Source organism: Bacillus sp. M5A3_1b (genome assembly GCF_053345335.1).
In genome coordinates, this window is the sequence record NZ_JBKEZY010000001.1 from 1,031,527 (window position 1) to 1,054,788 (window position 23,262).

Consider the following 23,262-nt stretch of genomic DNA (forward strand, 5'->3'; position numbering starts at 1 on the left):
TTTTATGATACAATTTACATATACAGGAAAGGATGAGGGCTATGAAAAATTTTTCTCGTACAGGAAAAATTTTATTCAGTTATGGAGCGATCCAAATGTTTTGGGGACTTGTGATGCTTAACGTTAATTTATTTGAGCATACAAATGAAACGATAAAATATATTATTCTAATTACCGGAATAATTTGTTGTATTATATCCACCTTTTTTAAAGAACATAAGAGTCATACTAATACGTGATTTCATGTTAGCTTATAGGAAGCCTAAACCTGTATTTTATGCAAAATTATGCTTCCTATTGTAACTCCCCCTCGCCGGATCCTCTATTCCATCTAAAAAGAGGCTTTTTATCTTTTTAGCCTTTTGTTAATTCTTCCTCATCTTTCATACTATAGTAGCCTAAATTCACAACGATTAAGAAATAACCACCCAGAATCCCTACTGCAAATGCCCACATAACCATATGGTGCTCAATTTCGTACATAATAATAGCGCCCAAAATAGCAGCCGCAAAACGATTAAACATACCGAGCGTCGGTGCTTTCGTTTTCTTTACGATACTATCTCCAAGCTTCTCAATTCGTCTCCCTAAAAGCCAAACACAATACATACTTACGATAAGTCCAATTCCAGCACCTAGAAAATGAGCTGAAAACGGTGTTAACATCCATCCTAACAAAAGAAAACCTAGTAAATAATACGATTGAATTTTAAATGATCTTAATGACATACTAATCATGCTGTTCTCCTCTTCAGTAATTTTTATCTATCCAACAAAAGCTGTATAACTCATTTCTTTCGAGTTCATACTACTTAAAATTCATTTCACTCAAATTAAAAACAACATAAACATTATGTTTATGTTGTTTGAATGTTTTCAGGAAATAATATTATACAAGATTTCAAACATCATATCCTCATAATTTATGACGTTTTTCCAAACATTTTTCGTCCATTTATGAAAAAAGTGATATCAATCTATGAACATACGGATATGATGTAATAAGTACACAAATAAAGGGGGCGTCTAATGATTTATTTTTTAATGGCTCTCATTCACCTCATTATCCCTGCACTTATTGGACTTTCATTGTATTGGTACACGAAAAATCATAGTATTTTCTACGCTGTCCTCGGTGTTCTTCTTCCAGGTATTATTCTTATCACACTCTTCCGTATTCCATTTTTAAACTTAATTCCACTTATTACTGCTATCTTATTTCTCGTCTTCTTACCAAAAATAAAAAAATAGGAAAGCAGATCATAGGTGATCTGTTTTCCTATTTTGATATAGGTTCCCCCGCAGTAGAATGAATTTTCACTTTCTCCGATTTCACAAACCATAGACCGAAGAAAATAATAATTCCACCGATTATTTGTTGAAATGATACATATTCATTTGCCCATATAGCTGCAAATAAAACAGCTACAAGTGGCGTTATATACATATATACCATCGTATGTGACGCGCCAATTTTTTGAATACCAACATACCACATCACTAAACCAAATACTGTTACAAAGAAAATGGAATATAGTAAAGCGAATAGTGTCATTCCATGTGTAATGTGAAATGGCATTATAAATACATGTGGTCCACTTAACAATAAAAGCGGAATCGCGCCAACTAATGCTGACCATGCGGTAACACGTAGTGCTGAATATTTTTTAATTAATGGACCTGCTAAAACAGGATAAAGCCCCCAGCATATTGATGTAATAAGTCCAATTCCGTTACCATAAAAAGAACTAGCAAGCGAATGCCCTGCTACTAAAACTAATGCAGCACCACCAAAGGCAATTATAGAACCGATGAGCTTTCGAGAAGAAAACTTTTCTTGTTTCAAAAAAATAGCAAATACAGTTGTAAAAATAGGTGAAATAGAAATGAGTAAAGAGGCATTTGTAGCGGACGTATATTTGACAGTTTCCATAAATAACGTTTGATACAGTACAATACCTACAACACTAACGATGATTAATCTAGGTATATCCTTTCGTTCCATATAAACCGACTTTTCAATAAAAAATGTAAGGAGTAACATAAGCGGTGCCGCCGATATCATCCGAAGTGCAGTAAACTCAATTGCTGTAAATTCTAAAAGTCCATATTTAGCAATCGTAAAATTAATCCCCCAAATAATAACGACTGCTAAAATTAATAACTCAATCCCCCATCTTCTCATGCATATCCCCTCCGCAAATAAGATTATACAGAAAATTCAATCATATGTACATTTCATTATGTGAAAAAACCTTTGTATTGTATGGAGAGGTTTTCTTTGTTTAGTACATGAAAATATATCAGCGATTTTTTAAATATAGCGACTTAGACAATAAAAAAAGATGGTCCAAAAATATTTTGGACCATCTTTTCTTTCTTACACTCGAACGTGTAACTTCATATTTGGATTATAAAATTGGCTTGGGCTCTTCAGCTGAAAAGTTCCTCCAACTTCATGCCAATCAACTGTTAATTTATCATCCATAAATACAAGCTTTGTGCGATCTGCGATAAAATTCATTGCGCTAGATTCGATATCCACATCGCGCTCATCTTTTTCTGCTACAGCTACTAAATCGATAATTCCGCTCATTACACAACCGCAACCTTCATTATCGTAAAATAACTTTATATATTTCGCTTCATTTGGAATCGTATCCATAATCTTTTTATATGCTGCTTCTGTTACAGTAACGTACATATGTTAATCTTCATCCTCTCTTCTCATATCCTTCATACATTGTACCACCATTTTCTCTTAAATTTATATACAGAAAATTAAGACTAATATACAATATATGTAATAAAGGAGGTTGTATCACTCATGTTCAAATTACTGCGATACCCCATCTTCTTAAGCCTACTCGGTAGCTTTTTTATTTCTAGCGGAATGCTATTACAACATATACTTCCTTATTCTCCTTCTATTGGTTGGATTGTAGGCTTTATTTTTTTCCTAACCGCTTCTTATTTTGCTATGAAAAAATAAGAAGGACTTTAAGATTTATTTGCAGCTTAATTTTGACTTAGGTGTTACTTTCGGCCCACAAGAGAAACGTTGGCTCTATAACGATTCAACTCTCCTCTCTATTTTAAAATCTATACACAATACGATTGAACACACAAAAATATAGAATTCATAATATGTATATAGTGGTTCTATTTTTAAAACTAGTTTTTCAAAATATAGAAAGGAGAACATACATGTACCCACGTAATTGTTTTAGTTGCGACGGCAGACGCAATAGTAGTTCTAACGGAAACACCGGGCCCACTGGTAGCACCGGACCTACTGGAAACACTGGCTCTGCCGGCATCACTGGACCTTCCGGGAATACCGGACCCACTGGTAGTACTGGACCTACTGGCTCTGTCGGGCCTTCCGGAGCTGGTTTCCAAAGTACTACCGCCTTTAGTCTAGCAGCCGCTCCCACCTATAAAAAAGGACAAGTTGTCACGTATACGAGCAGCGGCTATGTTGTAAAAAAAGATGCACCTCAAGGATTTCCGAATGTATCTCCAGATTATATCGTATTAGTAGAAAGCGGGCCTACTGGCATCACCGGGCCTACTGGATTTACTGGGTCTACTGGTAGTACCGGACCTACTGGATTTACTGGGTCTACTGGTAGTACCGGACCTACTGGATTTACTGGGTCTACTGGTAGTACCGGACCTACTGGCATTACCGGGCCTACTGGATTTACTGGGTCTACTGGATTTACTGGGTCTACTGGTAGTACCGGACCTACTGGCATCACCGGGCCTACTGGATTTACCGGGCCTACTGGCATTACTGGACCTACTGGATTTACTGGGTCTACTGGTAGTACCGGACCCACTGGATTTACCGGGCCTACTGGATTTACTGGGTCTACTGGTTCTACTGGTAGTACCGGACCCACTGACATTACTGGATTTACTGGTAGTACCGGGCCTACTGGATTTACTGGGTCTACTGGCATTACCGGGCCTACTGGCATCACCGGGCCTACTGGCATCACCGGTAGTGCCTCATCGAAAAGTATTGTTTTTCAAGGAACAAATGCTGGTTTTCAACGTATAGCGGGTTCTCCTGGAATTGACTCCAATGTTATTCCATATGTCACTGCTGGAGCCGGTAGTATAGTTGGCTTCGCTGCATCTATAAATGTAAATAACTTACCTGCTGCTGTTTATACGATTAATATTTGCAGGAATGTTCCAACAAACCTCACTGCCCCTACCTCTAGTTACATCCTATCTACTCTTACTTTAACTACCACTGACAAAATTACAGGAACTATAGTATTTTCAATTAAACCAACGGATACTGGATCAGGACAAATTCAAGTGTTTAATCCTAATCCAGCAGTAGGTCCCGCTACTGTAACTTGGACTAGCATTACAACTGGAAACTCAGTTTCGAGAGGAGATGCTATATCCCTTTATATTACCCCTGGAATTACTGCGAGTGCTGTATATTCTATTTTTTTAATCACTGATATATAGCCCTTACTAAAAAATAATTTATTTAACAAAAAAAGACCCGAGATTCGGGTCAGCAAATAGAAATACCAATGAATTAAAACAAATAACAGACAAGTTTAGTATATACTATCATTGTAAATTTATCCATATATTGGATTTCGAATTATATACACTATGTTAATATAATTAACTCGCCTACCTTTATCAGAATGCCTTACTCTCATCCACAATAAAAAAGGGAGATCACTCTCAAATAAGTAATCTCCCTTTTAAAATTTTTTTCATTACATTGGCAATACAATCTTCACAGTCGTTCCAACCCCAACTTCACTTTCAAAACTCATTTTACCGTTGTGGTCTTTAATAATTTTTTCTGTAACTACTAAACCTAAACCTGTTCCCGTTTCTTTCGTTGTGTAAAAAGCTTCATTTAGCTTCGGAATTTTGTCTTTTGGAATACCGCAACCTTCATCCTTAACTTGAACAATGATTGCATCTTCTACAGTCACTTTAATCGTAATCGTTCCGCCAACTGACATTGCTTCAATCGCATTTTTAATTAAATTAAAAAATACTTGCTTTAATCGTTTTTCATCGCATGTAATCAATGGTATGTCTTTACTATAAATACCTTGTATGTGCACTCCTTGCTTTAAAGCAGGCTTTCCCATAACTCGAATAACATAAGCGATAATTTCTTCTATATTATGAACTTCTGATTCTAGTGATTTAGATTTCTCAAATCCACTAAGTTCTGTAGCGATTGTATGAATTCGTTCTACTTCTTGTTTCATAATATCACTATATATTTTATCCTCAGGATATTTATTTGCTTGCTTATTAACAAATTTATCTAAATTAGCTAGAGGTCTTCTAATTTTGTAACCAATAACTGTAGCCATTTTCCCAACAGTTGCTAGCTTTTCTGTTTGTTGTATTTCTTTATCCATCATCTCAAGCGTACGAACGTAAGATTGAAACCTTAAAAACATAATCCAGCATATGATAGTAAATACGCTATATAATGCCATCGGGATTAAAACGAGTGACGAGTGAATAATGATTCCTATAAGAGCGTATTTCCCAACAAGTATACCAGTAACTAACCAAAAATACCTTTTGTTCACAAAGAGTGGGGCAAATAAAATAAAAAATCCTTCTACTATATTCCCACCATCAAACTCAGCATCACTACCGTAGTAAATCATAAAATTATGGATAAAATCTAATAGGTTATATCCAATTAGAATAATATATTTCACTGCAAATGGATTCTTCCATTTCATGAAGTATACTCCAATACAAAACAAAATCACCATTAGAAAATAAAGCCATAAACCTAAACCATCTTCAAATTGTCCTACTCCTTCTTGCTCTCCTCCTATTAAAGGTACAATAAATTCGTAGGCAAGATCGTATACAAAAAATATAATGAAAAATAAAATTAAAAATATTTTCAGTGCCTTCATTTCTTCATTTTTAAATATATCGTCTTTATTCATATCGTAACTCCTAGCTTTTCTCCCTCTTGAATTTCATTATTTCCACGTTGCTTCGGGAGCATAATATCTATTCTAGTTCCAATATCTCTTTCACTTGAAATATGTAATTCACCAAGATGCTGCTCAGTAACAAGCCGATTCGCTACAGTAAGTCCTAGGCCAATTTTATCTTGTTTCGTTGTATAAAAGGCCTCTTTAACACGAGCTAAATTTTCTTTCTTAATACCGTAACCATTATCAATTACACTTAGCATTACATAATCTTGTCCTTTGTTTTCTAACCGTAACTCTAATGTGCCACCTTGCTCCATTGCCTCCAAAGCATTTTTTATGACATATAGAAAGACTCCTCTTATTTTCCGCTCATCACATTCAACTTCTATCGTCTTTTCTTCCACATTAGAAATAAACTGGACGCTAGATTCATTCATTTTTTCGCGAACAATTTTTACTGCTTGTAATGCAATTTCACCTATATTATGTTTCTTATAAACAGAAGGTTTACATGTAGCAACTTCCATTAACTCGCTTATCATATTATTCATATTTTCTATTTCAAATATCATCTGTTCGTAAATAGGGTCCTCCTCATGCTTCTCTCGTTGTAATTGCGTAAACCCTTTTAATGAAGCAAGTGGATTTTTAATTTCATGTCCCACTGTCGCTGCCATTTTTCCGATTACTGCTAATTTTTGTGATTCACTAGCAATCTTAATACTTTCCTTGACCGCTGAAAGGTATTGTATAAATCGATTTAAAATGATGTATGCCGCTATTAATACGAGTGTATACATAATGAGGAACATAAATCCTTTTACTTCCTTTAATACAAATAAATAAATAACATATTTCCCTACAATTGTCGAAAGTACAAACACAAAATATTTTTTATTTAAAAATATAGGTACAAAGAAGATGAAAATAATTTCTATTATATTTACTCCATCAAATGCCGCCTCATTATAAAGCATATACGAAAGTATATTAACGATTTCTATTCCTATGTATGCAAATACACATGCATATTTAACAAGGTTCGCTTTCTCTTTTTTTATTAAATATACATTCACACCGAGTATTGCAGTTCCGCAAATAACTTGCCATATTATGCTATGTCCCCTATCCGTTAATGATTTATTTTCTAATACGATTGCATAGAAAATTTGGTATGAAACAACAATGACATATAGCACACATAAAAAAATTTTTGCATTCCTTTCTTCTTCTTTATATGATAGAAAACTTCCTTTCACTTCAACACCCCTTCAAAATAATATCTCGAAGAATACCATTTATTATAATAAATGATTTTCATAGACAAACAAAGATAAATCGAACATTTGAGGAAAATCATCCCAATAAAGCAGAGTATCTTCAGGCTATATAAGCATAAAAGCTATAAACAATAATACGTATATTATGGGAGGTGTTTTATGTGGACGGCAAAAAAAATAAAAAAACAGAACAACTGGAATCCTTCACGCGTGAGAATGAAGGAAAGAAAATGACGACAAATACAGGTGTTACCATTTCAAATGATGAAAATACTTTAACCGCTGGTGATCGTGGTCCTACCCTTCTAGAGGATTTCCTAATGCGAGAAAAGCTTGCTCATTTTGACCGTGAACGAATTCCTGAAAGAGTCGTTCACGCACGTGGATACGGTGCGCATGGTGTTTTCGAGCTATATGAATCTTTAGAAGAACTAACAATGGCCCACTTTTTACAAGACCCTTCAAAAAAAACACCCCTTTTCGTTCGCTTCTCTGAAGTGGCTGGATCAAAAGGCGCGAATGAAACAAATCGAGATGTACGAGGGTTCGCCGTTAAATTTTATACAGAAGAAGGAAATTTTGATTTAGTCGGAAACAATATTCCTATTTTTTTCATTCAAGATGGCATTAAATTCCCTGATCTTATTCACGCCCTTAAACCTGAACCGCATAATGAGATTCCACAGGGACAAACAGCACATGATACATTTTGGGACTTCATCGCCAATAACCAAGAATCGGCTGCGATGATGATGTGGATTATGTCTGATCGTGCCATTCCAAGAAGTTTTCGAATGATGCAAGGGTTTGGCGTTCATACATTTCGCTTAGTGAATAAAAATGGAAAGTCACGATTCGTAAAATTCCACTGGAAACCGAAGCTTGGCATTCACTCATTAATTTGGGATGAAGCGCAAAAATTAGGTGGTGCTGATCCAGATTACCATCGCCGTGATTTATGGGAAAATATTAATGCTGGAAACTATCCTGAGTACGAACTTGGCATTCAAATTTTAGAAGAAGAGGATGAATTTAAATACGATTTCGATATATTAGATGCGACGAAAATTTGGCCTGAAGAAGATTTCCCTGTTAAAATCATCGGAAAAATGACATTAAATTGCAACGTCGATAATGTATTCGCTGAAACGGAACAAGTCGCACTTCATCCTGGAAGTATCGTCCGTGGTATTGATTTCACCAATGATCCGCTCTTACAAGGTAGGCTCTTTTCTTATACAGACACTCAATTGGCACGCGTCGGTACAAATTATCAAGAATTACCGATTAACCGTCCAGTATGCCCATTTCATAACAATCAAAGAGATGGTGCCTCTAAATATATAATTGATAAAGGAAAAATCGCTTACCATAATAATTCCTTAGCAAATAACACCCCTTACACTGTACCTGGTACAAAGGGTGGGTTCGTTACATATCCTTCCACTGTATCAGGGCATAAAACGAGAGAAACAGCCGCCAGTTTCAAAGATCATTTCTCTCAAGCACGTTTATTTTGGAATAGTATGAGTAACGTCGAAAAGGTTCATATTATGCAAGCCTTCTCCTTTGAATTAGGAAAAGTAAAAAGTAAATCAGTCCGTCAACAAGTCGTAAATATGATTGGACATATTAGTAGTGAACTAGCTACGTTAGTCGCTGAAGCGATCGGAGCAAAAGTCCCAAATATTCAAGAATCGGGCGTTACGAAATCATCGCCAGCACTCAGTATGGCAAATACGACATTTAGCCCTAATACATTACGAGTAGGTGTCATTGTTGCAAATGGATATGACGGACAAAACGCGCAATATATACTAAATCAATTCAAACAAGTTGGGTTGCAGCCAGTGATTGTTTCCGAACGATTAGGTATTGTACAAGGAACGCAAAATGTACGTTGGGACGTGAATGATACTTTTTTAACAGGATCCTCACTTCTTTATGATGGTCTACTTCTTATTGGAGGAAACCTCGATGAACAGTTTCTTAACAAAGCGAGTTCATTTGTCGTAGAATCATATAATCACTTTAAACCAATCGGTGCCCTCCAAAATGGATCTACTGTTATTCAATCTTTAAATATTAAAGGAAAGCCTGGTGTCTTAATAGAACAGAACCCTACACTCCTGGCGAATGAATTTATTAAAGCTATGACGAAACAACGCTTTTGGGATAGAGCATATGAATAGGTTAGGGGGATAATTTATGTTTGTTACCGTCGAGAAAGATGTGCATATTTTTGTGCAAGACGTTAATCCTGGGCCCGGTAGTAAAACCGTGTTTTTCGTTCATGGCTGGCCTTTAAATCATCAAATGTACCAATATCAACTCAATGTTTTACCACAGCATGGTTTCCGCTGTATCGCTATGGATATACGCGGAAACGGGCAATCTGATAAACCATGGACTGGTTACACATACGATCGTTTAGCAGACGATATCGCCATTGTTCTCGAAGCACTTCAAGTAGAAAATGCTACATTAGTCGGTTTTTCAGTAGGTGGCGCTCTTTCTATTCGGTACATGTCCCGCTACAATGGCCGTCGTATTTCTAAACTTGTATTAATCGATGCTGTTTCTCCCTCTTTCGTTAAAAATCAAGAATCTCCCTATGGTGTCCCAAAAGAACAAGCAGATACCCTCATTAATCAAATGTATGCCAATATGCCAAAATTTTTAAATGATGTATCTTTATCATTTTTCAATAGAAACTTAGGATCTGCTACGTTAGAATGGTTTTCTTATCTCGGCATGCAGTCTGCTTCCTACGCTCTCATCAAAATATTGCAAGCAGCCGCAAATGAAGATGTAACGAAAGATTTAAGTAAAATTAACGTCCCAACAAAAATATTCCACGGTGTTCACGATCAACTTATCCCTTACAAAAGCGCTGAACTTACGCAAAAGCGGATTAAAAATTCTCAGTTACATCCTCTTACAAATAGCGGTCACGGCTCCCCGATCGATCAAGCGGATGAATTAAACGAAGAACTTATAAAGTTTTTGCATTCATAAAAATCTATACCAAATCGCTTCAATTGGAACGCATTTTTTGAAAAGATTAAAATTCACATATTTCTCACAAATCAATAAATAAAACGATTACATTTTCATTTATACTAAATGTACAGGTAATACTCCCTAAACCCAGCTTGTCTGGTTACCCCGTTAAATACTATAAAAAAAAGAACTTGTATCGTTATACAAGTTCTTTTTGTTTGTTCTATTTAAAAAGTATATCTTTACTATACTGCTTTCCAGCAAGTAAATCATATTGGATCATTTTATATTGCTCTAACATTTCTTTTTGTTTCTTTGTTAAATCTGTTATCTCTTCCCCATCTTTATTAACCTTTAACTCATCTTTAAGGACTGGTATTTCTTTATGCATTTCCGATAAAAATTGATAAAACGGTGATTTATTGATCCCTGCATAATCCAAAACAAGATTAGAAAAATAAATCGGACTTACTAAACCTAAATTGTCATTTGGCAAATCGAAATTTGCGTACATTAACAATGGTGTTTCTGACATAGCTAACCTTTCATTTATAGTTTCTTCATTCTCTATATATCCAGCTTCTTCATAGATAGCTTTATTTACCCCTAATATTGGTAAGTGATCTCCAAAGAAAACCAATATAGTAGGTCTTTCCAGCTCTTGAATTTGTTCTACTAAATATTTTAGAGCCTCATCAGAACGACGTACACCCTCAGTATATGTTTCTAATTCTGCCTTCGATCCCTCATCTGTTAATCCGCTAATTTCTATTTGCTTTTCTTCAAATCTTCCTGGATTGAATGGAAAATGATTTTGCATCGTAACTGCATGAATAAACGTAGGTTGCTTTCTCTTATTCAATTCCTCTATTATTTCTTTGCTAATAGATACATCGCTAATATAATCCCCATCTACCTCTACGTTGTTCATTGTATCTTCTGCATTGAAATTATCAATTCCTAAAACATTATATACATCATCCCGCTTATAAAATGATCTTCCATAAGCATGAATTGCATTCGTGTAATATCCATGTTTTTTCAATTCACTTGCGATAGACGGAATTTCTCTCTGCCCTGTCACCGCTTGTTGATATGGTATAGAACCTTGCTTTAAAAAGCTCATTGAATAGCTCGTTAACGCTTCAAATTCTGTATTCGCTGTGTTTCCCCCGAATACAGGAGATACTGTTTGTCCACCCGGAAAATTCTCAATATAGTGATGTAAATTCGGCACCGGATCCTCGCTAAATGAAAGATTCATTAGCTTTGTTGGATCCCAAAAAGCTTCACTCATGAAAAATATAATATTTGGCTTCTCGGTCTTTTCTTTTTTCCCTACATTGCTTCCATATTGTTTCTTTATATTATTTGAAATTTGTAGCATAGTTTCTTTTGAATATTCTTCTGGCTTCTCAATGACAGTCGTGTCTAAGTTACTGACAAATCCTAAAACAAAACCATTATCAGCATAGTTTATATTTTGATTCCAAGCCACAAAGGTTACCCCATATTTTTGCAATACATTACTCATAAATGTATTAGGATAATTACTATATGCATACACCATAAACGTAGAAGCACATATGAAAATAATTCTCGTAATTATATTAGGCTTTATAACTGGAGTATGCTTTCGTATATACATAACTAAATATACAAGCAGGGTAATCCCGAATATTCCCAAAAATATATTCCACCAACTAAAATAGTCCATAACCATTGGTATAACAGACTGCATTTGAGTAATCTGTGTGAAATCAGATGGATAGAATGGATCTCCTCTAAAAATGAGTTTAAAATGGTTCACAATCCCAAAAACAATTAGCACCAAACTTATTATCGTGACGCTCAAAAAGATTCGTCCAAGTAAACTATACACAAAAACATATACCATATAAATAAATAATAAACTTAATATATACTGTCCATATCGCTCATAAACCCAGTTATTCACTGATACAAGACTCATATTCTCCTGCATCATAATATATATCCAATTTATTGTATGAGCAATTAAAAATAATAAGATGTAAGCTTGAATCGTCGGCCTAAGCTTATGACTAATGCCTTTATTCAAATGAATGATGTATAGTAGTACACTCCACAAAACAATAATGAGTATACTTAGCGGTATTTCCCCATTAAAAAAATCTTTAGTTCTCTGAAATTCGAAAGACCTTAACATAACAAAGAATAGCGTTTCTAAACAGATCGCCCACATTCCACTAAGAATGATAGAAATTAATAGATTCTTTCTCGGTTGCTGAGCCGAGAAACTAAAATGAAATTCATCTCTTCTTCGTCGCTGTGTAAAAACATTAAAACGCAATTTATTCCCTCTTTCCTTTACCCCTTCGTCTCGCATCAACGAACATGTTGTCCTATACAAAATAACATATTTGTATGCAGTTAGTCTCCCTATGTGTTTGTATTATACATGCGTATCCTTAATTTCTTCTTAAAAATATAGCTTCTTCATCTCTATATTCTAACAGCATAAATGAATGATGCTGTTCAAAATGATTAACATAAGAAAAGAACCTATCAACAATGACAGATTCTCCTTCATTTTAACAAATATAGGCATATTTATTACACAAGAGAATACATCCATACTTTCCATATAATACATACAAGTACGATAACTACAAAATCAAAAAGATCTAATCTCGGTCCTTTTTTCATATTCATCTCTAGCCACATATGAATCCATTTTATTTTTGTATATTTTTGAATGTTTTTCTTTGCAAATCGATAAACGAGTACTTGCATAATAAAAAATCCGACTACGAAAATGAACAAAAAAATAAGAAAATCGACCACAAAATTCCTCCCTATTTTTGCAGCGATTTTTCTACTATTTGATTTCTCAAAACCCACTCTTCAAATTGAGCACTTCCAAATTCCCAGCTAAGATCACGCGCATGTACAGAAAAAATGTAATGACCAGCATATTCGTCCATAAATCTACCTGTCTCAAGCTCATCTTTCTGAAGACCATATGCCCCAAAATTAAAATACACATCCCACACGTCTTCATTCTTACGCTTATAAGCAATCGATTCCATATCATATTCTGTTCCGAAATAATCAAGATGTAAATGTACGCTATCATCATATTCGTAATCCATTTTATCACCCCTTATATTTGTACTTCTTTATCACCAAAAAAATTCCTGCTATCTACACTCACATATGGGCACTTACCTACATATCATGCTTGTAGAGTGACTTCTAGGAGGTGTCATATAGTGAAAAAATTAATAGCTGTTTTTTGCATCATGTTACTAGCTGTTTTCACATTTGCTGCTTGCAGTAGTAAAAAGGAAGGTACGAAAGAACACACGCAAAACATTCGCATCGGCGAAGTTACCCATTCTCTCTTCTACGCCCCGTTATATGTCGGGATTGAAAAAGGATTTTTTAAAGAGGAAGGATTAAATATTGACCTCCAAACAACAGCTGGCGGAGATAAAACGATGACCGCCCTATTATCTGGCGGAATTGATATCGCTCTCGTCGGTTCTGAAACGTCTATTTACGTTCATCAACAAGGTGCAAAAGACCCTATCATTAACTTCGCACAACTTACACAAACAGACGGAACATTTTTAGTTTCGCGTAAAAAATTAGACTCTTTTAATTGGAATGACGTAAAAGGTGTTACGTTTTTAGGACAACGTAAAGGCGGCATGCCGCAAATGGTTGGAGAATACGTTTTAAAGAAAAATGGCATTGATCCCCACAAAGATACAAACTTAATTCAAAACATCGAATTTGCTAACATTGCAAGTGCCTTTGCATCTGGTACTGGGGAATTTGTACAGCTCTTTGAACCGACTGCAAGTATATTTGAAAAAGAAGGTAAAGGATATATTGTCGCTTCATTCGGAAATGAATCTGGTACTGTTCCGTATACAACGTTCATGGCAAAAGAAAGTTTCTTAAAGAAAGATAAAGCTGCTGCTGAAAAATTCACACGTGCTCTCTATAAAGCACAACAATGGGTTGATACACATAGTCCAGAAGAGATTGCTGACACCGTTTCTCCGTTATTTAAAGACACTTCAAAGGACATTACAGTAAAAGTAATTGAACGTTATAAAAAGCAACATTCTTATGCAACAAATCCGCTATTAGATGCTGAAGAATGGAAACAGCTCCAAACGATTATGAAAGAAGCTGGCGAATTACAAAAAGAAGTTCCACATGAAGCGCTCGTCAATACAAAAATTGCCGAAAGCATTATTAAGAAATAGAGGCGAAGTGTATGAGTTTTTTACAAATACGTAACGTTTCTCACTGCTTTTTCGAAAAAGAGAATGCTAAATTGATTCTTGAAGACATGAGTTTACAAGTGGCAGAAGGCGAATTTATTTCTATACTCGGTCCAAGTGGTTGCGGCAAAACAACACTCCTCTCCATTATTGCTGGGCTGCTTGATCCAATTGAAGGCATCGTCTTTTTAGATGGTGAGCCCATTACAACGAAAACTTCATCTATGGGGTACATGTTGCAGCAAGATTACTTGTTCCCTTGGAAAACAATTGAAGAAAATATTATGCTCGGACTTCACACCCGAAAAATTTACAATGAACAGACGAAAGAACATACTTTACAGCTTTTAAAACAAGTCGGCCTACATGATGTAGAAGAGCAATACCCTCGTGAACTGTCCGGCGGTATGCGTCAACGTGCCGCTCTCGTTCGAACGTTAGCGACCGATCCTAAAATTTTATTGCTAGATGAACCATTCTCAGCGCTCGATTATCAAACGAAATTGAAACTAGAAGATCTCGTTTTCAACTTACTACGCAAATATAAGAAAACGTCACTACTCGTAACACATGATATTGAAGAAGCCATTGCGATGAGTGATCGTATTTATTTACTACAAGCGAATCCCGGGAAAATTGCAAAAACATTTATCGTCCCTGAAAGCATCCGTTCCTTATCACCGTTAGAATCACGCCATCACCACGACTTCCCATCCCTCTTCCAAGATATATGGAAGGAGCTGGAGCGAATTGGATAATATAAAACAACTACATGAACAGTTTCAGAAAAAAGAACGCAAGCGCGCATGGTTAGCACGCTCACTGCAGCTTTTACTGCTCATTCTTTTCTTTTCACTATGGGAAATAGCTAGCAAAAAAGAGTGGATTGATCCTTTACTCTTTAGCTCTCCTTCAAGCATTTGGGATCTCTTCCTTAGTAAATGGATTGACGGTTCACTTTTGCTTCACATATGGACGACATTACTTGAAACAGGAGTAGGCTTCATTCTTGGAACAGTGCTCGGCGCAATTATCGCTACTTTCCTTTGGTGGATTCCACTTCTCGCTCGCGTGCTCGACCCCTATCTCGTCGTCCTAAACGCCATGCCAAAAGTGGCACTTGGACCTATTATCATCGTAATCTTCGGTCCAAATATTTCTTCGTCGATTGCAATGGGGGTAATCATTTCCATCATCATTACCATTCTCGTTATTTACAGCGCATTTCAAGAAGTCGATTCTAACTATATAAAAGTGATGGACACATTTGGCGCAAATAAATGGCAATGTTATAAGCAAGTCGTTCTCCCTGCATCCTTCCCAGCAATTATTTCAACGTTAAAAGTGAACGTTGGTTTATCATGGGTCGGTGTTATATTCGGCGAACTTCTCGTCTCTAAACAAGGTCTTGGCTACTTAATTAGCTACGGATTCCAAGTATTTAATTTCACGCTCGTCTTACTGAGCGTACTACTCACCTGCGTCCTCGCAACACTTATGTATGTGTTTGTTGAGGCATTTGAAAAACTTTTAATTGGAAAACGAAAAAGAAGCTGACTTAGAGCGATAGACTATAGTCAGCTTCTTTCTTTACCTTTTATCGCACATCTTTGTTTCATTTGTAACGTTTCCATCCGCAACCGTAACTGTATGGAAACAATCTTTCACACGTACTGTAACGACATTTTCTTTTCGATCTATTACATGATAATCATCATACTTTTTATTTAATGCACTACGAATTTGCTCTCCTTCAAAAATCGGAAAACCGTGAGACATTACCCAAATGAGACCAGCAACCGCAAGAATCGTTTTCATACGTTTCATTACCTCCTTGAGAGTAAACTTATAGTCCCTACAATATGCGCATTATAATTGTGTCTAATTTGTGACATTTTTATACTAATTCTCTTTTAAAGCTTCAGTTCCTTCTTCTTTTTTAAAAAAGACAGAATTTTCAATTTTATAAACATAAAAAAACGCAAAGAACTAAAATTCTTTACGTTTTATTGGCTAAAATATATACCTCTCATTATTGTCCGCTTTGTTGTTCTATCGTTTTTGAGATATCATCTAATCCCGACAACACTTCTGCTCTCATTTTTACAAGCTCAGGGAACTGATAGAAGAACGCAATTTTTTTATACTTTAACTCCGATCCTTCTTTCACCTTTTTTGAATCTTGCAAAATAAATGCTGTAAACGTATCTGCAATATCTTCCGCTACGTTTGTTGTTCCATACTGTGATACAAACTCCTCATGCTTTTCTTTAAAAAATTCAATTTGAGTTTCTTCACTTTCTTCCACTTTCTTTTCTGTCCACTCCTGCTCAATGTCCTTCCAGAAAGAGTTATAAAATTGATTAATATAAGATTTTCCCTTCGCACACCCCTCTTGTAAGAAAAGAGTTTCACAGTCATTTCGGTATGTTGAAATATCTTTATCTTCTTCAAAATCCTTTACATACTTTTCATCTACTGGTATTTGCTTATGCCCGAGTGTCAACACGTGAGCCGTCTCATGAATTAATGTTTTCATCACTTCATCGATATTTATCGCGGAATCAAGCGTATCTAAGCTAAGAATCCAATCTTTCGGATTCTCCATGCTAGGCATAACGTGAGCAACAACACCGTCATAACCGTCCGTTATTAAATCAAATTCTGTTATATTCCCGCGATATTTAGCTGGAATGAGAGTACGGTACATATCCCATAAGTCTTCATGATACCCTCTATCTTGACGCTGTTGTAGTACCTCTTCTTTCGCTTCTTTATCTTCAGCGAATACTTTATTTAAACGTTTCCGTTCTATTTTTTCAAAATAAGGATCTACAATTTCATCACCTTCAATATAATAAGAGGCTAAAAAGAAATAATTTTCGTCATCCTCTTTTTTCTGCTCTGCCTCTTTCATATTCGCACTTTCATGCTCTTCTATATCATAATCTTCTACTGCTTCAAGTTCAGATAATCCATCTATTTTTTCATATACTTTTTGTAGTTTCTTGTCTCCTATTTCCACACATTCTTCTTCTGTTTTACAAATTTCTTTTTCCTTCACACTCTTCATAGAACTATCGCATCCTGCTATTAAACCAATTGCGACGATCAACCCTACTAACTTGCCACACAGTCTCTTCATACAATCCTCCATTATTCCATTCTACAAAAATATCATAATCATTTTTTAACGAATATACGATAATTAATTATACAAACTGTAAGGAGGTTTCTCATGATTCGATCAGTCTTATTCGACTTAGATGGAACACTATTAGATCGGCGACAATCTCTAGAACAATTTATTCATGATCAATATAATCGCTTTGCCTCTCACTTAATGAGTATAAAAAAACAGGGTATTGTTCTCGGTTTCTTGAACTCGATAATAATGGCTATACGTGGAAAGATAAAGTATATGCTACTCTCCTTTGCGAATACAACATTACCACTTTAACACCAGAAGAACTGCTGTACGACTACATTACAAACTTTCAACATCATTGTATTCCTTTCCAAAATATGCATGAATTACTTCAGCGTTTAACAGAACAAAATATTAAAATTGGTATTATTACAAATGGCTTTACTGCCTTTCAAATGAATAATCTTCGCGCACTAAACATACATACGTATACAAATACAATTCTCGTTTCAGAAGCGGAAGGAATTAAAAAACCACATCCTGAGATTTTCGAACGGGCTTTAAAAAAGCTAGATGTTAAGGCCACAGAATGTCTTTACGTTGGAGATCATCCAGAAAACGACGTGCTTGGTTCTGAACAAGTAGGGATTCTTGGTGTGTGGAAGAGAGATTCGTTTTGGGGTGACTTTGAACATTCACGCATGGTGAACGATTTGTTGGAGGTGCTTTCGTTTTTAGAGGTAGAAATGAAAACAAAATAATAGTAAATAAATTACATCGGCGATTTTTTACAATATATCGACTTACCGACAAAAGCTGACAAACAAAAAAGAGGCCGTTTTTCAAAAACGCCTCCCCTTCCTTTATTATTCATATACTGTAAACTGCGGTTTACTCGGATGATCTTTAACTTGCGCACCATCTGGAAACTTTGAAACTTTTTGATATAGGGCAATGTCACCGATACAACCTGCTGTTAGTAAAATCCCTAAAAATGAGATGGATTGCACATTCGTAATTAACCCAATTACAATTGGCAAAATTCCAGTTGGTAAAAACGGCAGCATTAACACTTTCTTCATTTGCTTTACTGTAATCGCCTGTTTAGAATGAGCATATGCAACACCTAATTTCCAATTAACACCCCATTTCAGTTCACTCCACGGAACACCACCGATATAGCGAAACCCTATTAAATGTATCGCTTCATGAATACAAACAAGAACAATCATTGCGATAATAAAAAGAAACAAGGTTGGTAACGTAATTTCAATTTGAAACTCACCTGAAAGAAGTGAATGTAAAAAACTAACTCCAATCGCCAGAGCAAATGCTATACAACATGAATAGAAATTTAATTTCCCCATCGAAACAGTAACAGTCGTTTCTTTTCTTTTATCCATCTTCCCCCTCCTAAAATGTAAATATATCTTTACAAAATTGTATAATATACCCCAAAAAAATGTAAAGATATATTTACATTTATTCTTACACACAAAAAAAAGAAACCGGCCACTTTACTTCGTAAAACAGCCGATTTCTTCTATATGTTTCATCGTGCGCGCTAGTACATCGTCACGCATTATAAAGCTAAATTTTCTATCCGTTTTAATGTTATCAGGAATGTCTGTTAATAAAACAGATCCTTTCGTTTCTTCGTAATGCGTATGTTCTTCTACCGCACTAATTGTTGCAAAATAAATGTTTTTAATGATTATTTTGTCTTTTCCAGATACTTTATATTGTCCTAAGTAAGTTAAATCAGAAACTATGCCGCCGGTTTCTTCATGAACCTCTCGAACTGCCGCTTCTTCCGGTGTTTCCCCTAATTCTACTTTACCACCTGGAAATTCAAGACCGCGACGTAAATGATGCGTTAATAACCATTGATCCCCGTACCGGCATACAACCCAAACATGCTTTGGCTCAGGAGAAAATGGATAACGTTCAAACGATAATTGTACAGTATTGTGGTAATAATCTTTAAATTTGTACATGCCATTACTCCCCTATTGATGGTTACAAGTTTTTCCTACCACAAATTGTAGCATATTCTCGCTTTTCTGCATAATATTATCCAATTACAATCCATTGATTATTCCCATTTGCGCGACTAATTCTTTCGTCTCATGATTACCTAAATCGTAAATCATTTTATATGCTTTTTGTAGTTGTTCATCATATCGGTCATTATTCGAATCGTGATGATACTCAACAAATGGAACGTGAGAACGTACAAATGAACCTAAATCCTCTACATATGCTTGATCAAAATACTCTCTTAACTCCGTAATTTCCTCATCACTTGCGGAAATCTCAAAATTATACGTATCCGCCGTCTTCACTTGTGAAATTTGACCGTTTCCTATTGATATATAATATGTTTTTTTCGTCTCCATGTAACACCCTTCTTTCATCCTTTTAATTTCTATTGTTTTCATCAATTACAAAATTATGTAAAATAAAGAAAAGGAGGGATTCCATGTTCAAAATATTAATTATCGGTATTATAATCGTCCTAGTCATACTAGTACTCTCCGTCATGACGATTAATAAAGGCTACGCTTATAAACATTCTGTTGATAAGCCAGAAGATAACCCTTATACAAAAAACAGCAAGAAGAATTCATAATACGCTTCATATACTACTTATTTTAGCCCACATCATATTCAGTATTCGTTTACTGGCAGGTCAACATAACTTTCTACCACTTTCACAATCTCTATTAGGAGTTTTACTGTTTCTTATTACCATTGAACAAATAAGGAAAAAGGATTCAGGAACTAGATTTATTTGTATTGTTGCAGGTGCTTTCATTTAGATTGTTCTCATCATTACCTACATAAACTAGAAGGAGGGCTTTTATGTTAAAAGGCGTTCGAATTACTTTTGCATTTATCGCCTTATCTATAGCAATCTATGGATTTATTAGCGGTAACAGAGACATTATGCCTTACATGTTCATTTTCTTAGGGGCTATGGCTTTCACTATAGGTTTAGAGGAAATAAAAAAACAGAAACAATCTAGCAGCATACTTGCTTTCATGGTTGGAGCTGGTGCTTTACTGCTTGGCTTCTCAGAAATATTCCGGTAAATAATCTATTTAAAAGGTGGAGATTTGTATGCTAAAAACATTACGAATTGTATCGGCTCTTATCGTCATCGCTCTCGCTTTATCCGGAATGTTGACAAACGCACTTGTTACAATGCCTTATATGTTCATCGCCTTATCTGTTATGACCTTCATCATGAGCGCAGAAGAAAAACAGAAACAAAAGAAAGTACATAGTACACTCTCCTTCTTTTCTGGCGTATTCACTTTAATCGTTGCTATTGTTATTATTTTCTCTCGGTAACTTCTCTTTCTACTAAGGAGGGCTAAAATGCATATTAGACAAATACAACTCATCATTGTTTTTATTACTTTAATCTTATGCTTATACAGCACCTTTACAATGAACTTTCAAATCTTTTCACCTATCATTTTGTTCCTCTTTAGTTTATATGGTATTTTAGTAGGAATTGAGACGATTCAAAAACAGCAAAAACAAATTGGAACTATTAGCATCGGTTTAAGTCTTTTTACGATTGTTTTTGTTATTCCATTTATAATGTTCTTTTAAAGGAGAATTATATGTTTAAAAACATTCGAATTATAATAGCTACTATCGCTCTTATTCTCGCCCTATTCAGCTTCTTCGCAAACCTCTCTATGCTTTTACCATACGTTTTTATCCTTTTGAGTATTATGTTTATCCTTTTTGGAATCGATGAAATAAAAGCGCGGCAAAAAGCAAAAGCATTTGTTTATTTTCTCGGTTCTGCCTTTGTTTTATATGTTGGGGTGTCTAGTATACTTTCATAAAAAAGAGGTCGTCCAACACATATGTTAGACGACCTCTTCTTTTTATTTGATTCATAATATTGTCAGTTTTTGTCGGCAAGTTGATATCCAGTGTCGAAACGTCGATATATTAAAAAAATCGTTGATATATTTCAAGTTGCGTTCGATATATTCGAAAAATCGTCGATATAATTTTATTTATTATCGTGCTACAAAAAAAAACTGCCCTTTCACAGGCAGTTTTCCCTTCTTATCCAAATACTTTCTCAAGTTCATCTTTATCTTGGCTTAACCAGAAGTTCATTAAGCGTTGTGCTCCTTCTAAGTCGTGAAGCTTCGCTTGGCCACATTGCGTTTCATTTGCAGCTGGAATTTCTGTAATTTGAACCGCATCTTTTAATGTCAGTTCTAATAAATCAATAATTTCTCGAACCGTTGGTGTTCCGCTTACTACAAGATAATATCCTGTTTGGCAGCCCATTGGTGAAATATCGATAATATCAAAATGCGGATAACGATCAATATATTTACGTAAATTAAATGCTAATAAATGTTCTAACGTATGAATAACATCTGGTTTCATTGCTTGTTTATTCGGTTGGCAAAAACGAATATCAAATTTATTTACAATACCGTCACTACCTACGTTGTGAACTCCGCAATGTCTTACATAAGGCGCCTTTACAATCGTATGATCTAATTCAAAGCTTTCTACTGATGGCATACAACATCTCTCCCGCTTTTAATTTAATTCCGTTATATCCAATATGATATAACGGAAATCAACATTAGTAAAGTATTATGTACAGTCGTGCTATAATACTTTAAGACTATGCTGAAAAGGAGACCATTATGAAACAGATTTTTATTGGCATTATACGGTTTTATCAAAAATTCATTTCTCCAATGACACCACCAACGTGCCGCTTTTACCCAACTTGCTCTCATTATGGATTAGAAGCATTTCAAAAACATGGTGCTCTGAAAGGATTTTGGCTTACATGTAAGCGTATATTAAAATGTCACCCTTTCCACCCGGGAGGATTTGATCCTGTCCCAGATAAAAAGGATGACAAAGTAAATTCTTAATTGTCGTAACCATTCACAACTAAATCTAATTTTCCTGTGTCAGGATCTATAACAAGACCGTGAACAGGTACTTCTTCAGGAAGTAATGGATGGTTGCGAAGTATTGATACGCTATGTTCTACACTTTCTTCTACACTAGAGAATCCTTGTAGGAATCTTTCTAAATCGATTCCAGAATAACGAAGTGTATCTAATTTCTCTTCTGTTATACCGCGTTCTTTCATCTTCTCAATTGTACTGCTTGCTTCAATTTTTGCCATACCACAATCGTGGTGACCAACTACACAAACTTCATCAGCACCAAGTTCATATACAGCAACTAAAATGCTACGCATAATACTCCCAAACGGATGTGAAATAACAGCGCCTGCTACTTTAATAATTTTCACATCACCGTTACGCATATTCATCGCTTTCGGTAATAATTCAACAAGACGAGTATCCATACAAGAGATAATTACCATCTTTTTGTTTGGAAATTTACCTGTTTCGTACTCTTCGTATTTTTTTTCTTCAACGAATTTTTCATTGTATTGTAAAATCTCTTCTAATGACTTCATAGTAAAGAACCCTCTTTTCTCTCATTTACATTACTTATATAGTGTACCAAAATTTAAAAACCTCAAAAAGGATATTACTTTATAGTG

Annotated in this window: 31 protein-coding genes and 1 pseudogene; 17 read left to right on the forward strand and 15 right to left on the reverse strand. The window is 35.2% G+C overall.

Annotation, left to right across the window (positions count from 1 at the left end):
- The first annotated feature begins 41 nt into the window (after positions 1-41).
- The gene (locus ACLBWW_RS05470) at positions 42-239 is read left to right on the forward strand and encodes a hypothetical protein (protein WP_048540839.1); all 198 of its coding nucleotides are present in this window, start codon (positions 42-44) and stop codon (positions 237-239) included.
- A gap of 115 nt (positions 240-354) precedes the next feature.
- Here the strand turns inward: ACLBWW_RS05470 and ACLBWW_RS05475 are convergent, their stop codons facing one another.
- A complete protein-coding gene (locus tag ACLBWW_RS05475; protein ID WP_048540841.1) occupies positions 355-738 on the reverse strand; it encodes an ATP synthase subunit I in 384 nt (127 codons plus the stop codon).
- A 291-nt stretch (positions 739-1,029) separates the two neighbouring features.
- Between ACLBWW_RS05475 and ACLBWW_RS05480 the strand changes: the two genes are divergently transcribed.
- On the forward strand, positions 1,030-1,251 hold the full coding sequence (locus ACLBWW_RS05480; RefSeq protein ID WP_000639043.1) for a hypothetical protein: 222 nt from the start codon (positions 1,030-1,032) through the stop codon (positions 1,249-1,251).
- A 28-nt stretch (positions 1,252-1,279) separates the two neighbouring features.
- Here the strand turns inward: ACLBWW_RS05480 and ACLBWW_RS05485 are convergent, their stop codons facing one another.
- A complete protein-coding gene (locus ACLBWW_RS05485; protein WP_048540844.1) occupies positions 1,280-2,185 on the reverse strand; it encodes a DMT family transporter in 906 nt (301 codons plus the stop codon).
- A gap of 195 nt (positions 2,186-2,380) precedes the next feature.
- The gene (locus ACLBWW_RS05490; protein ID WP_048540845.1) at positions 2,381-2,704 is read right to left on the reverse strand and encodes an iron-sulfur cluster biosynthesis family protein; all 324 of its coding nucleotides are present in this window, start codon (positions 2,702-2,704) and stop codon (positions 2,381-2,383) included.
- 123 nt (positions 2,705-2,827) lie between these two features.
- Here ACLBWW_RS05490 and ACLBWW_RS05495 point away from each other — a divergent pair, with 123 nt between their 5' ends.
- Both ACLBWW_RS05495 and ACLBWW_RS05500 read left to right on the forward strand, forming a co-directional pair.
- The gene (locus tag ACLBWW_RS05495; protein WP_048540847.1) at positions 2,828-2,992 is read left to right on the forward strand and encodes a hypothetical protein; all 165 of its coding nucleotides are present in this window, start codon (positions 2,828-2,830) and stop codon (positions 2,990-2,992) included.
- A 215-nt stretch (positions 2,993-3,207) separates the two neighbouring features.
- On the forward strand, positions 3,208-4,494 hold the full coding sequence (locus ACLBWW_RS05500) for a collagen-like protein (RefSeq protein ID WP_447613929.1): 1,287 nt from the start codon (positions 3,208-3,210) through the stop codon (positions 4,492-4,494).
- A gap of 263 nt (positions 4,495-4,757) precedes the next feature.
- Here the strand turns inward: ACLBWW_RS05500 and ACLBWW_RS05505 are convergent, their stop codons facing one another.
- Together ACLBWW_RS05505 and ACLBWW_RS05510 are read right to left on the reverse strand one after the other, a co-directional pair.
- The gene (locus ACLBWW_RS05505) at positions 4,758-5,975 is read right to left on the reverse strand and encodes an ATP-binding protein (protein WP_048541068.1); all 1,218 of its coding nucleotides are present in this window, start codon (positions 5,973-5,975) and stop codon (positions 4,758-4,760) included.
- A complete protein-coding gene (locus ACLBWW_RS05510) occupies positions 5,972-7,228 on the reverse strand; it encodes an ATP-binding protein (protein ID WP_048541065.1) in 1,257 nt (418 codons plus the stop codon). Before ACLBWW_RS05510 ends, ACLBWW_RS05505 begins: the two co-directional genes overlap by 4 nt.
- A gap of 182 nt (positions 7,229-7,410) precedes the next feature.
- On the opposite strand from ACLBWW_RS05510, the gene ACLBWW_RS05515 reads away from it, so the two are divergent.
- On the forward strand, positions 7,411-9,441 hold the full coding sequence (locus tag ACLBWW_RS05515; protein WP_048541063.1) for a catalase: 2,031 nt from the start codon (positions 7,411-7,413) through the stop codon (positions 9,439-9,441).
- Positions 9,442-9,457: 16 nt separating this feature from the next.
- Positions 9,458-10,267, forward strand: coding sequence for an alpha/beta fold hydrolase (locus tag ACLBWW_RS05520; RefSeq protein WP_000498291.1), 810 nt, complete (start codon positions 9,458-9,460; stop codon positions 10,265-10,267).
- Between the two features lie 208 nt (positions 10,268-10,475).
- On the opposite strand, the gene ACLBWW_RS05525 is transcribed toward ACLBWW_RS05520, so the two are convergent.
- From ACLBWW_RS05525 to ACLBWW_RS05535, 3 genes are all read right to left on the reverse strand, one after another.
- Positions 10,476-12,620 (reverse strand): LTA synthase family protein, encoded by a 2,145-nt coding sequence (locus ACLBWW_RS05525; RefSeq protein ID WP_447613939.1) that lies wholly within the window; start codon positions 12,618-12,620, stop codon positions 10,476-10,478.
- A gap of 227 nt (positions 12,621-12,847) precedes the next feature.
- Positions 12,848-13,078, reverse strand: a complete 231-nt coding sequence (locus ACLBWW_RS05530) for a hypothetical protein (protein WP_048541060.1) — start codon at positions 13,076-13,078, stop codon at positions 12,848-12,850.
- An 11-nt stretch (positions 13,079-13,089) separates the two neighbouring features.
- Positions 13,090-13,386 (reverse strand): DUF3986 family protein, encoded by a 297-nt coding sequence (locus tag ACLBWW_RS05535; RefSeq protein ID WP_048541057.1) that lies wholly within the window; start codon positions 13,384-13,386, stop codon positions 13,090-13,092.
- A 120-nt stretch (positions 13,387-13,506) separates the two neighbouring features.
- On the opposite strand from ACLBWW_RS05535, the gene ACLBWW_RS05540 reads away from it, so the two are divergent.
- The 3 genes from ACLBWW_RS05540 to ACLBWW_RS05550 are packed head-to-tail and all read left to right on the forward strand — an operon-like array spanning position 13,507 to position 16,089.
- The gene (locus ACLBWW_RS05540) at positions 13,507-14,514 is read left to right on the forward strand and encodes an ABC transporter substrate-binding protein (RefSeq protein WP_048541055.1); all 1,008 of its coding nucleotides are present in this window, start codon (positions 13,507-13,509) and stop codon (positions 14,512-14,514) included.
- Between the two features lie 11 nt (positions 14,515-14,525).
- Complete coding sequence (locus ACLBWW_RS05545) at positions 14,526-15,290, forward strand: ABC transporter ATP-binding protein (RefSeq protein ID WP_098047246.1); 765 nt, start codon at positions 14,526-14,528, stop codon at positions 15,288-15,290.
- The gene (locus tag ACLBWW_RS05550; RefSeq protein ID WP_048541051.1) at positions 15,283-16,089 is read left to right on the forward strand and encodes an ABC transporter permease; all 807 of its coding nucleotides are present in this window, start codon (positions 15,283-15,285) and stop codon (positions 16,087-16,089) included. The genes ACLBWW_RS05545 and ACLBWW_RS05550 overlap by 8 nt, the downstream gene beginning before the upstream one ends.
- A gap of 33 nt (positions 16,090-16,122) precedes the next feature.
- Here the strand turns inward: ACLBWW_RS05550 and ACLBWW_RS05555 are convergent, their stop codons facing one another.
- Both ACLBWW_RS05555 and ACLBWW_RS05560 read right to left on the reverse strand, forming a co-directional pair.
- Positions 16,123-16,350: a hypothetical protein gene (locus ACLBWW_RS05555; protein ID WP_000849118.1), complete on the reverse strand. Its 228-nt coding sequence runs from the start codon at positions 16,348-16,350 to the stop codon at positions 16,123-16,125.
- Positions 16,351-16,564: 214 nt separating this feature from the next.
- Positions 16,565-17,689, reverse strand: a complete 1,125-nt coding sequence (locus ACLBWW_RS05560; protein WP_262720657.1) for a recombinase family protein — start codon at positions 17,687-17,689, stop codon at positions 16,565-16,567.
- 81 nt (positions 17,690-17,770) lie between these two features.
- Between ACLBWW_RS05560 and ACLBWW_RS05565 the strand changes: the two are divergent.
- Positions 17,771-18,441 (forward strand): annotated as a pseudogene (locus ACLBWW_RS05565) (HAD family hydrolase).
- Between the two features lie 105 nt (positions 18,442-18,546).
- Here the strand turns inward: ACLBWW_RS05565 and ACLBWW_RS05570 are convergent.
- The 3 genes from ACLBWW_RS05570 to ACLBWW_RS05580 all read right to left on the reverse strand — a co-directional run bounded on the left by ACLBWW_RS05570 (position 18,547) and on the right by ACLBWW_RS05580 (position 20,079).
- Positions 18,547-19,083, reverse strand: coding sequence for a DUF3267 domain-containing protein (locus tag ACLBWW_RS05570; protein WP_098221191.1), 537 nt, complete (start codon positions 19,081-19,083; stop codon positions 18,547-18,549).
- Between the two features lie 114 nt (positions 19,084-19,197).
- The gene (gene mutTA, locus ACLBWW_RS05575; RefSeq protein WP_000276386.1) at positions 19,198-19,677 is read right to left on the reverse strand and encodes an antimutator 8-oxo-(dGTP/GTP)ase; all 480 of its coding nucleotides are present in this window, start codon (positions 19,675-19,677) and stop codon (positions 19,198-19,200) included.
- An 84-nt stretch (positions 19,678-19,761) separates the two neighbouring features.
- Positions 19,762-20,079, reverse strand: coding sequence for a hypothetical protein (locus ACLBWW_RS05580; protein ID WP_000448410.1), 318 nt, complete (start codon positions 20,077-20,079; stop codon positions 19,762-19,764).
- 83 nt (positions 20,080-20,162) lie between these two features.
- Between ACLBWW_RS05580 and ytzI the strand changes: the two genes are divergently transcribed.
- From ytzI to ACLBWW_RS05610, 6 genes are read left to right on the forward strand one after another with little or no spacing between them, the layout of a single operon-like run.
- On the forward strand, positions 20,163-20,312 hold the full coding sequence (gene ytzI / locus ACLBWW_RS05585) for a YtzI protein (RefSeq protein ID WP_000472802.1): 150 nt from the start codon (positions 20,163-20,165) through the stop codon (positions 20,310-20,312).
- Positions 20,305-20,502 (forward strand): DUF3953 domain-containing protein, encoded by a 198-nt coding sequence (locus ACLBWW_RS05590; protein ID WP_048541071.1) that lies wholly within the window; start codon positions 20,305-20,307, stop codon positions 20,500-20,502. Before ytzI ends, ACLBWW_RS05590 begins: the two co-directional genes overlap by 8 nt.
- A 43-nt stretch (positions 20,503-20,545) precedes the next feature.
- The gene (locus tag ACLBWW_RS05595) at positions 20,546-20,776 is read left to right on the forward strand and encodes a YczI family protein (protein WP_098131959.1); all 231 of its coding nucleotides are present in this window, start codon (positions 20,546-20,548) and stop codon (positions 20,774-20,776) included.
- A 28-nt stretch (positions 20,777-20,804) separates the two neighbouring features.
- Positions 20,805-21,038 (forward strand): DUF3953 domain-containing protein, encoded by a 234-nt coding sequence (locus ACLBWW_RS05600; RefSeq protein WP_048541038.1) that lies wholly within the window; start codon positions 20,805-20,807, stop codon positions 21,036-21,038.
- 27 nt (positions 21,039-21,065) lie between these two features.
- Positions 21,066-21,305 (forward strand): hypothetical protein, encoded by a 240-nt coding sequence (locus ACLBWW_RS05605; RefSeq protein WP_000548108.1) that lies wholly within the window; start codon positions 21,066-21,068, stop codon positions 21,303-21,305.
- An 11-nt stretch (positions 21,306-21,316) separates the two neighbouring features.
- Entirely contained in the window at positions 21,317-21,547 is a 231-nt protein-coding gene (locus ACLBWW_RS05610; RefSeq protein ID WP_048541037.1) for a YczI family protein, read from the forward strand.
- A 229-nt stretch (positions 21,548-21,776) separates the two neighbouring features.
- On the opposite strand, the gene luxS is transcribed toward ACLBWW_RS05610, so the two are convergent.
- Positions 21,777-22,250: an S-ribosylhomocysteine lyase LuxS gene (gene luxS, locus ACLBWW_RS05615; RefSeq protein WP_001141371.1), complete on the reverse strand. Its 474-nt coding sequence runs from the start codon at positions 22,248-22,250 to the stop codon at positions 21,777-21,779.
- Positions 22,251-22,378: 128 nt separating this feature from the next.
- On the opposite strand from luxS, the gene yidD reads away from it, so the two are divergent.
- The gene (gene yidD / locus ACLBWW_RS05620; protein ID WP_000809334.1) at positions 22,379-22,615 is read left to right on the forward strand and encodes a membrane protein insertion efficiency factor YidD; all 237 of its coding nucleotides are present in this window, start codon (positions 22,379-22,381) and stop codon (positions 22,613-22,615) included.
- Here yidD and ACLBWW_RS05625 read toward each other — a convergent pair.
- Entirely contained in the window at positions 22,612-23,175 is a 564-nt protein-coding gene (locus ACLBWW_RS05625; protein ID WP_048541035.1) for a beta-class carbonic anhydrase, read from the reverse strand. The two genes, yidD and ACLBWW_RS05625, sit on opposite strands and share 4 nt — an antisense overlap.
- Between the last annotated feature and the right edge of the window lie 87 nt (positions 23,176-23,262).

Excerpts from the sequence above, each read along its gene's own strand:
- ACLBWW_RS05500 (WP_447613929.1), top strand. The coding sequence starts at position 3,208 with ATGTACCCACGTAATTGTTTTAGTTGCGACGGCAGACGCAATAGTAGT.
- ACLBWW_RS05610 (WP_048541037.1), top strand. The coding sequence starts at position 21,317 with ATGTTTAAAAACATTCGAATTATAATAGCTACTATCGCTCTTATTCTC.
- yidD (WP_000809334.1), top strand. The coding sequence starts at position 22,379 with ATGAAACAGATTTTTATTGGCATTATACGGTTTTATCAAAAATTCATT.
- ACLBWW_RS05480 (WP_000639043.1), top strand. The coding sequence starts at position 1,030 with ATGATTTATTTTTTAATGGCTCTCATTCACCTCATTATCCCTGCACTT.
- ACLBWW_RS05555 (WP_000849118.1), bottom strand. The coding sequence starts at position 16,350 with ATGAAAACGATTCTTGCGGTTGCTGGTCTCATTTGGGTAATGTCTCAC.
- ACLBWW_RS05535 (WP_048541057.1), bottom strand. The coding sequence starts at position 13,386 with ATGGATTACGAATATGATGATAGCGTACATTTACATCTTGATTATTTC.
- ACLBWW_RS05545 (WP_098047246.1), top strand. The coding sequence starts at position 14,526 with ATGAGTTTTTTACAAATACGTAACGTTTCTCACTGCTTTTTCGAAAAA.
- luxS (WP_001141371.1), bottom strand. The coding sequence starts at position 22,250 with ATGCCATCAGTAGAAAGCTTTGAATTAGATCATACGATTGTAAAGGCG.
- ACLBWW_RS05570 (WP_098221191.1), bottom strand. The coding sequence starts at position 19,083 with ATGGATAAAAGAAAAGAAACGACTGTTACTGTTTCGATGGGGAAATTA.
- ACLBWW_RS05495 (WP_048540847.1), top strand. The coding sequence starts at position 2,828 with ATGTTCAAATTACTGCGATACCCCATCTTCTTAAGCCTACTCGGTAGC.
- ACLBWW_RS05560 (WP_262720657.1), bottom strand. The coding sequence starts at position 17,689 with ATGGAGGATTGTATGAAGAGACTGTGTGGCAAGTTAGTAGGGTTGATC.
- ACLBWW_RS05485 (WP_048540844.1), bottom strand. The coding sequence starts at position 2,185 with ATGAGAAGATGGGGGATTGAGTTATTAATTTTAGCAGTCGTTATTATT.
- ACLBWW_RS05595 (WP_098131959.1), top strand. The coding sequence starts at position 20,546 with ATGTTAAAAGGCGTTCGAATTACTTTTGCATTTATCGCCTTATCTATA.
- ACLBWW_RS05600 (WP_048541038.1), top strand. The coding sequence starts at position 20,805 with ATGCTAAAAACATTACGAATTGTATCGGCTCTTATCGTCATCGCTCTC.
- ACLBWW_RS05605 (WP_000548108.1), top strand. The coding sequence starts at position 21,066 with ATGCATATTAGACAAATACAACTCATCATTGTTTTTATTACTTTAATC.
- ACLBWW_RS05625 (WP_048541035.1), bottom strand. The coding sequence starts at position 23,175 with ATGAAGTCATTAGAAGAGATTTTACAATACAATGAAAAATTCGTTGAA.
- ACLBWW_RS05490 (WP_048540845.1), bottom strand. The coding sequence starts at position 2,704 with ATGTACGTTACTGTAACAGAAGCAGCATATAAAAAGATTATGGATACG.
- ytzI (WP_000472802.1), top strand. The coding sequence starts at position 20,163 with ATGTTCAAAATATTAATTATCGGTATTATAATCGTCCTAGTCATACTA.
- ACLBWW_RS05475 (WP_048540841.1), bottom strand. The coding sequence starts at position 738 with ATGATTAGTATGTCATTAAGATCATTTAAAATTCAATCGTATTATTTA.
- ACLBWW_RS05470 (WP_048540839.1), top strand. The coding sequence starts at position 42 with ATGAAAAATTTTTCTCGTACAGGAAAAATTTTATTCAGTTATGGAGCG.
- ACLBWW_RS05505 (WP_048541068.1), bottom strand. The coding sequence starts at position 5,975 with ATGAATAAAGACGATATATTTAAAAATGAAGAAATGAAGGCACTGAAA.
- ACLBWW_RS05520 (WP_000498291.1), top strand. The coding sequence starts at position 9,458 with ATGTTTGTTACCGTCGAGAAAGATGTGCATATTTTTGTGCAAGACGTT.
- mutTA (WP_000276386.1), bottom strand. The coding sequence starts at position 19,677 with ATGTACAAATTTAAAGATTATTACCACAATACTGTACAATTATCGTTT.
- ACLBWW_RS05525 (WP_447613939.1), bottom strand. The coding sequence starts at position 12,620 with ATGCGAGACGAAGGGGTAAAGGAAAGAGGGAATAAATTGCGTTTTAAT.
- ACLBWW_RS05580 (WP_000448410.1), bottom strand. The coding sequence starts at position 20,079 with ATGGAGACGAAAAAAACATATTATATATCAATAGGAAACGGTCAAATT.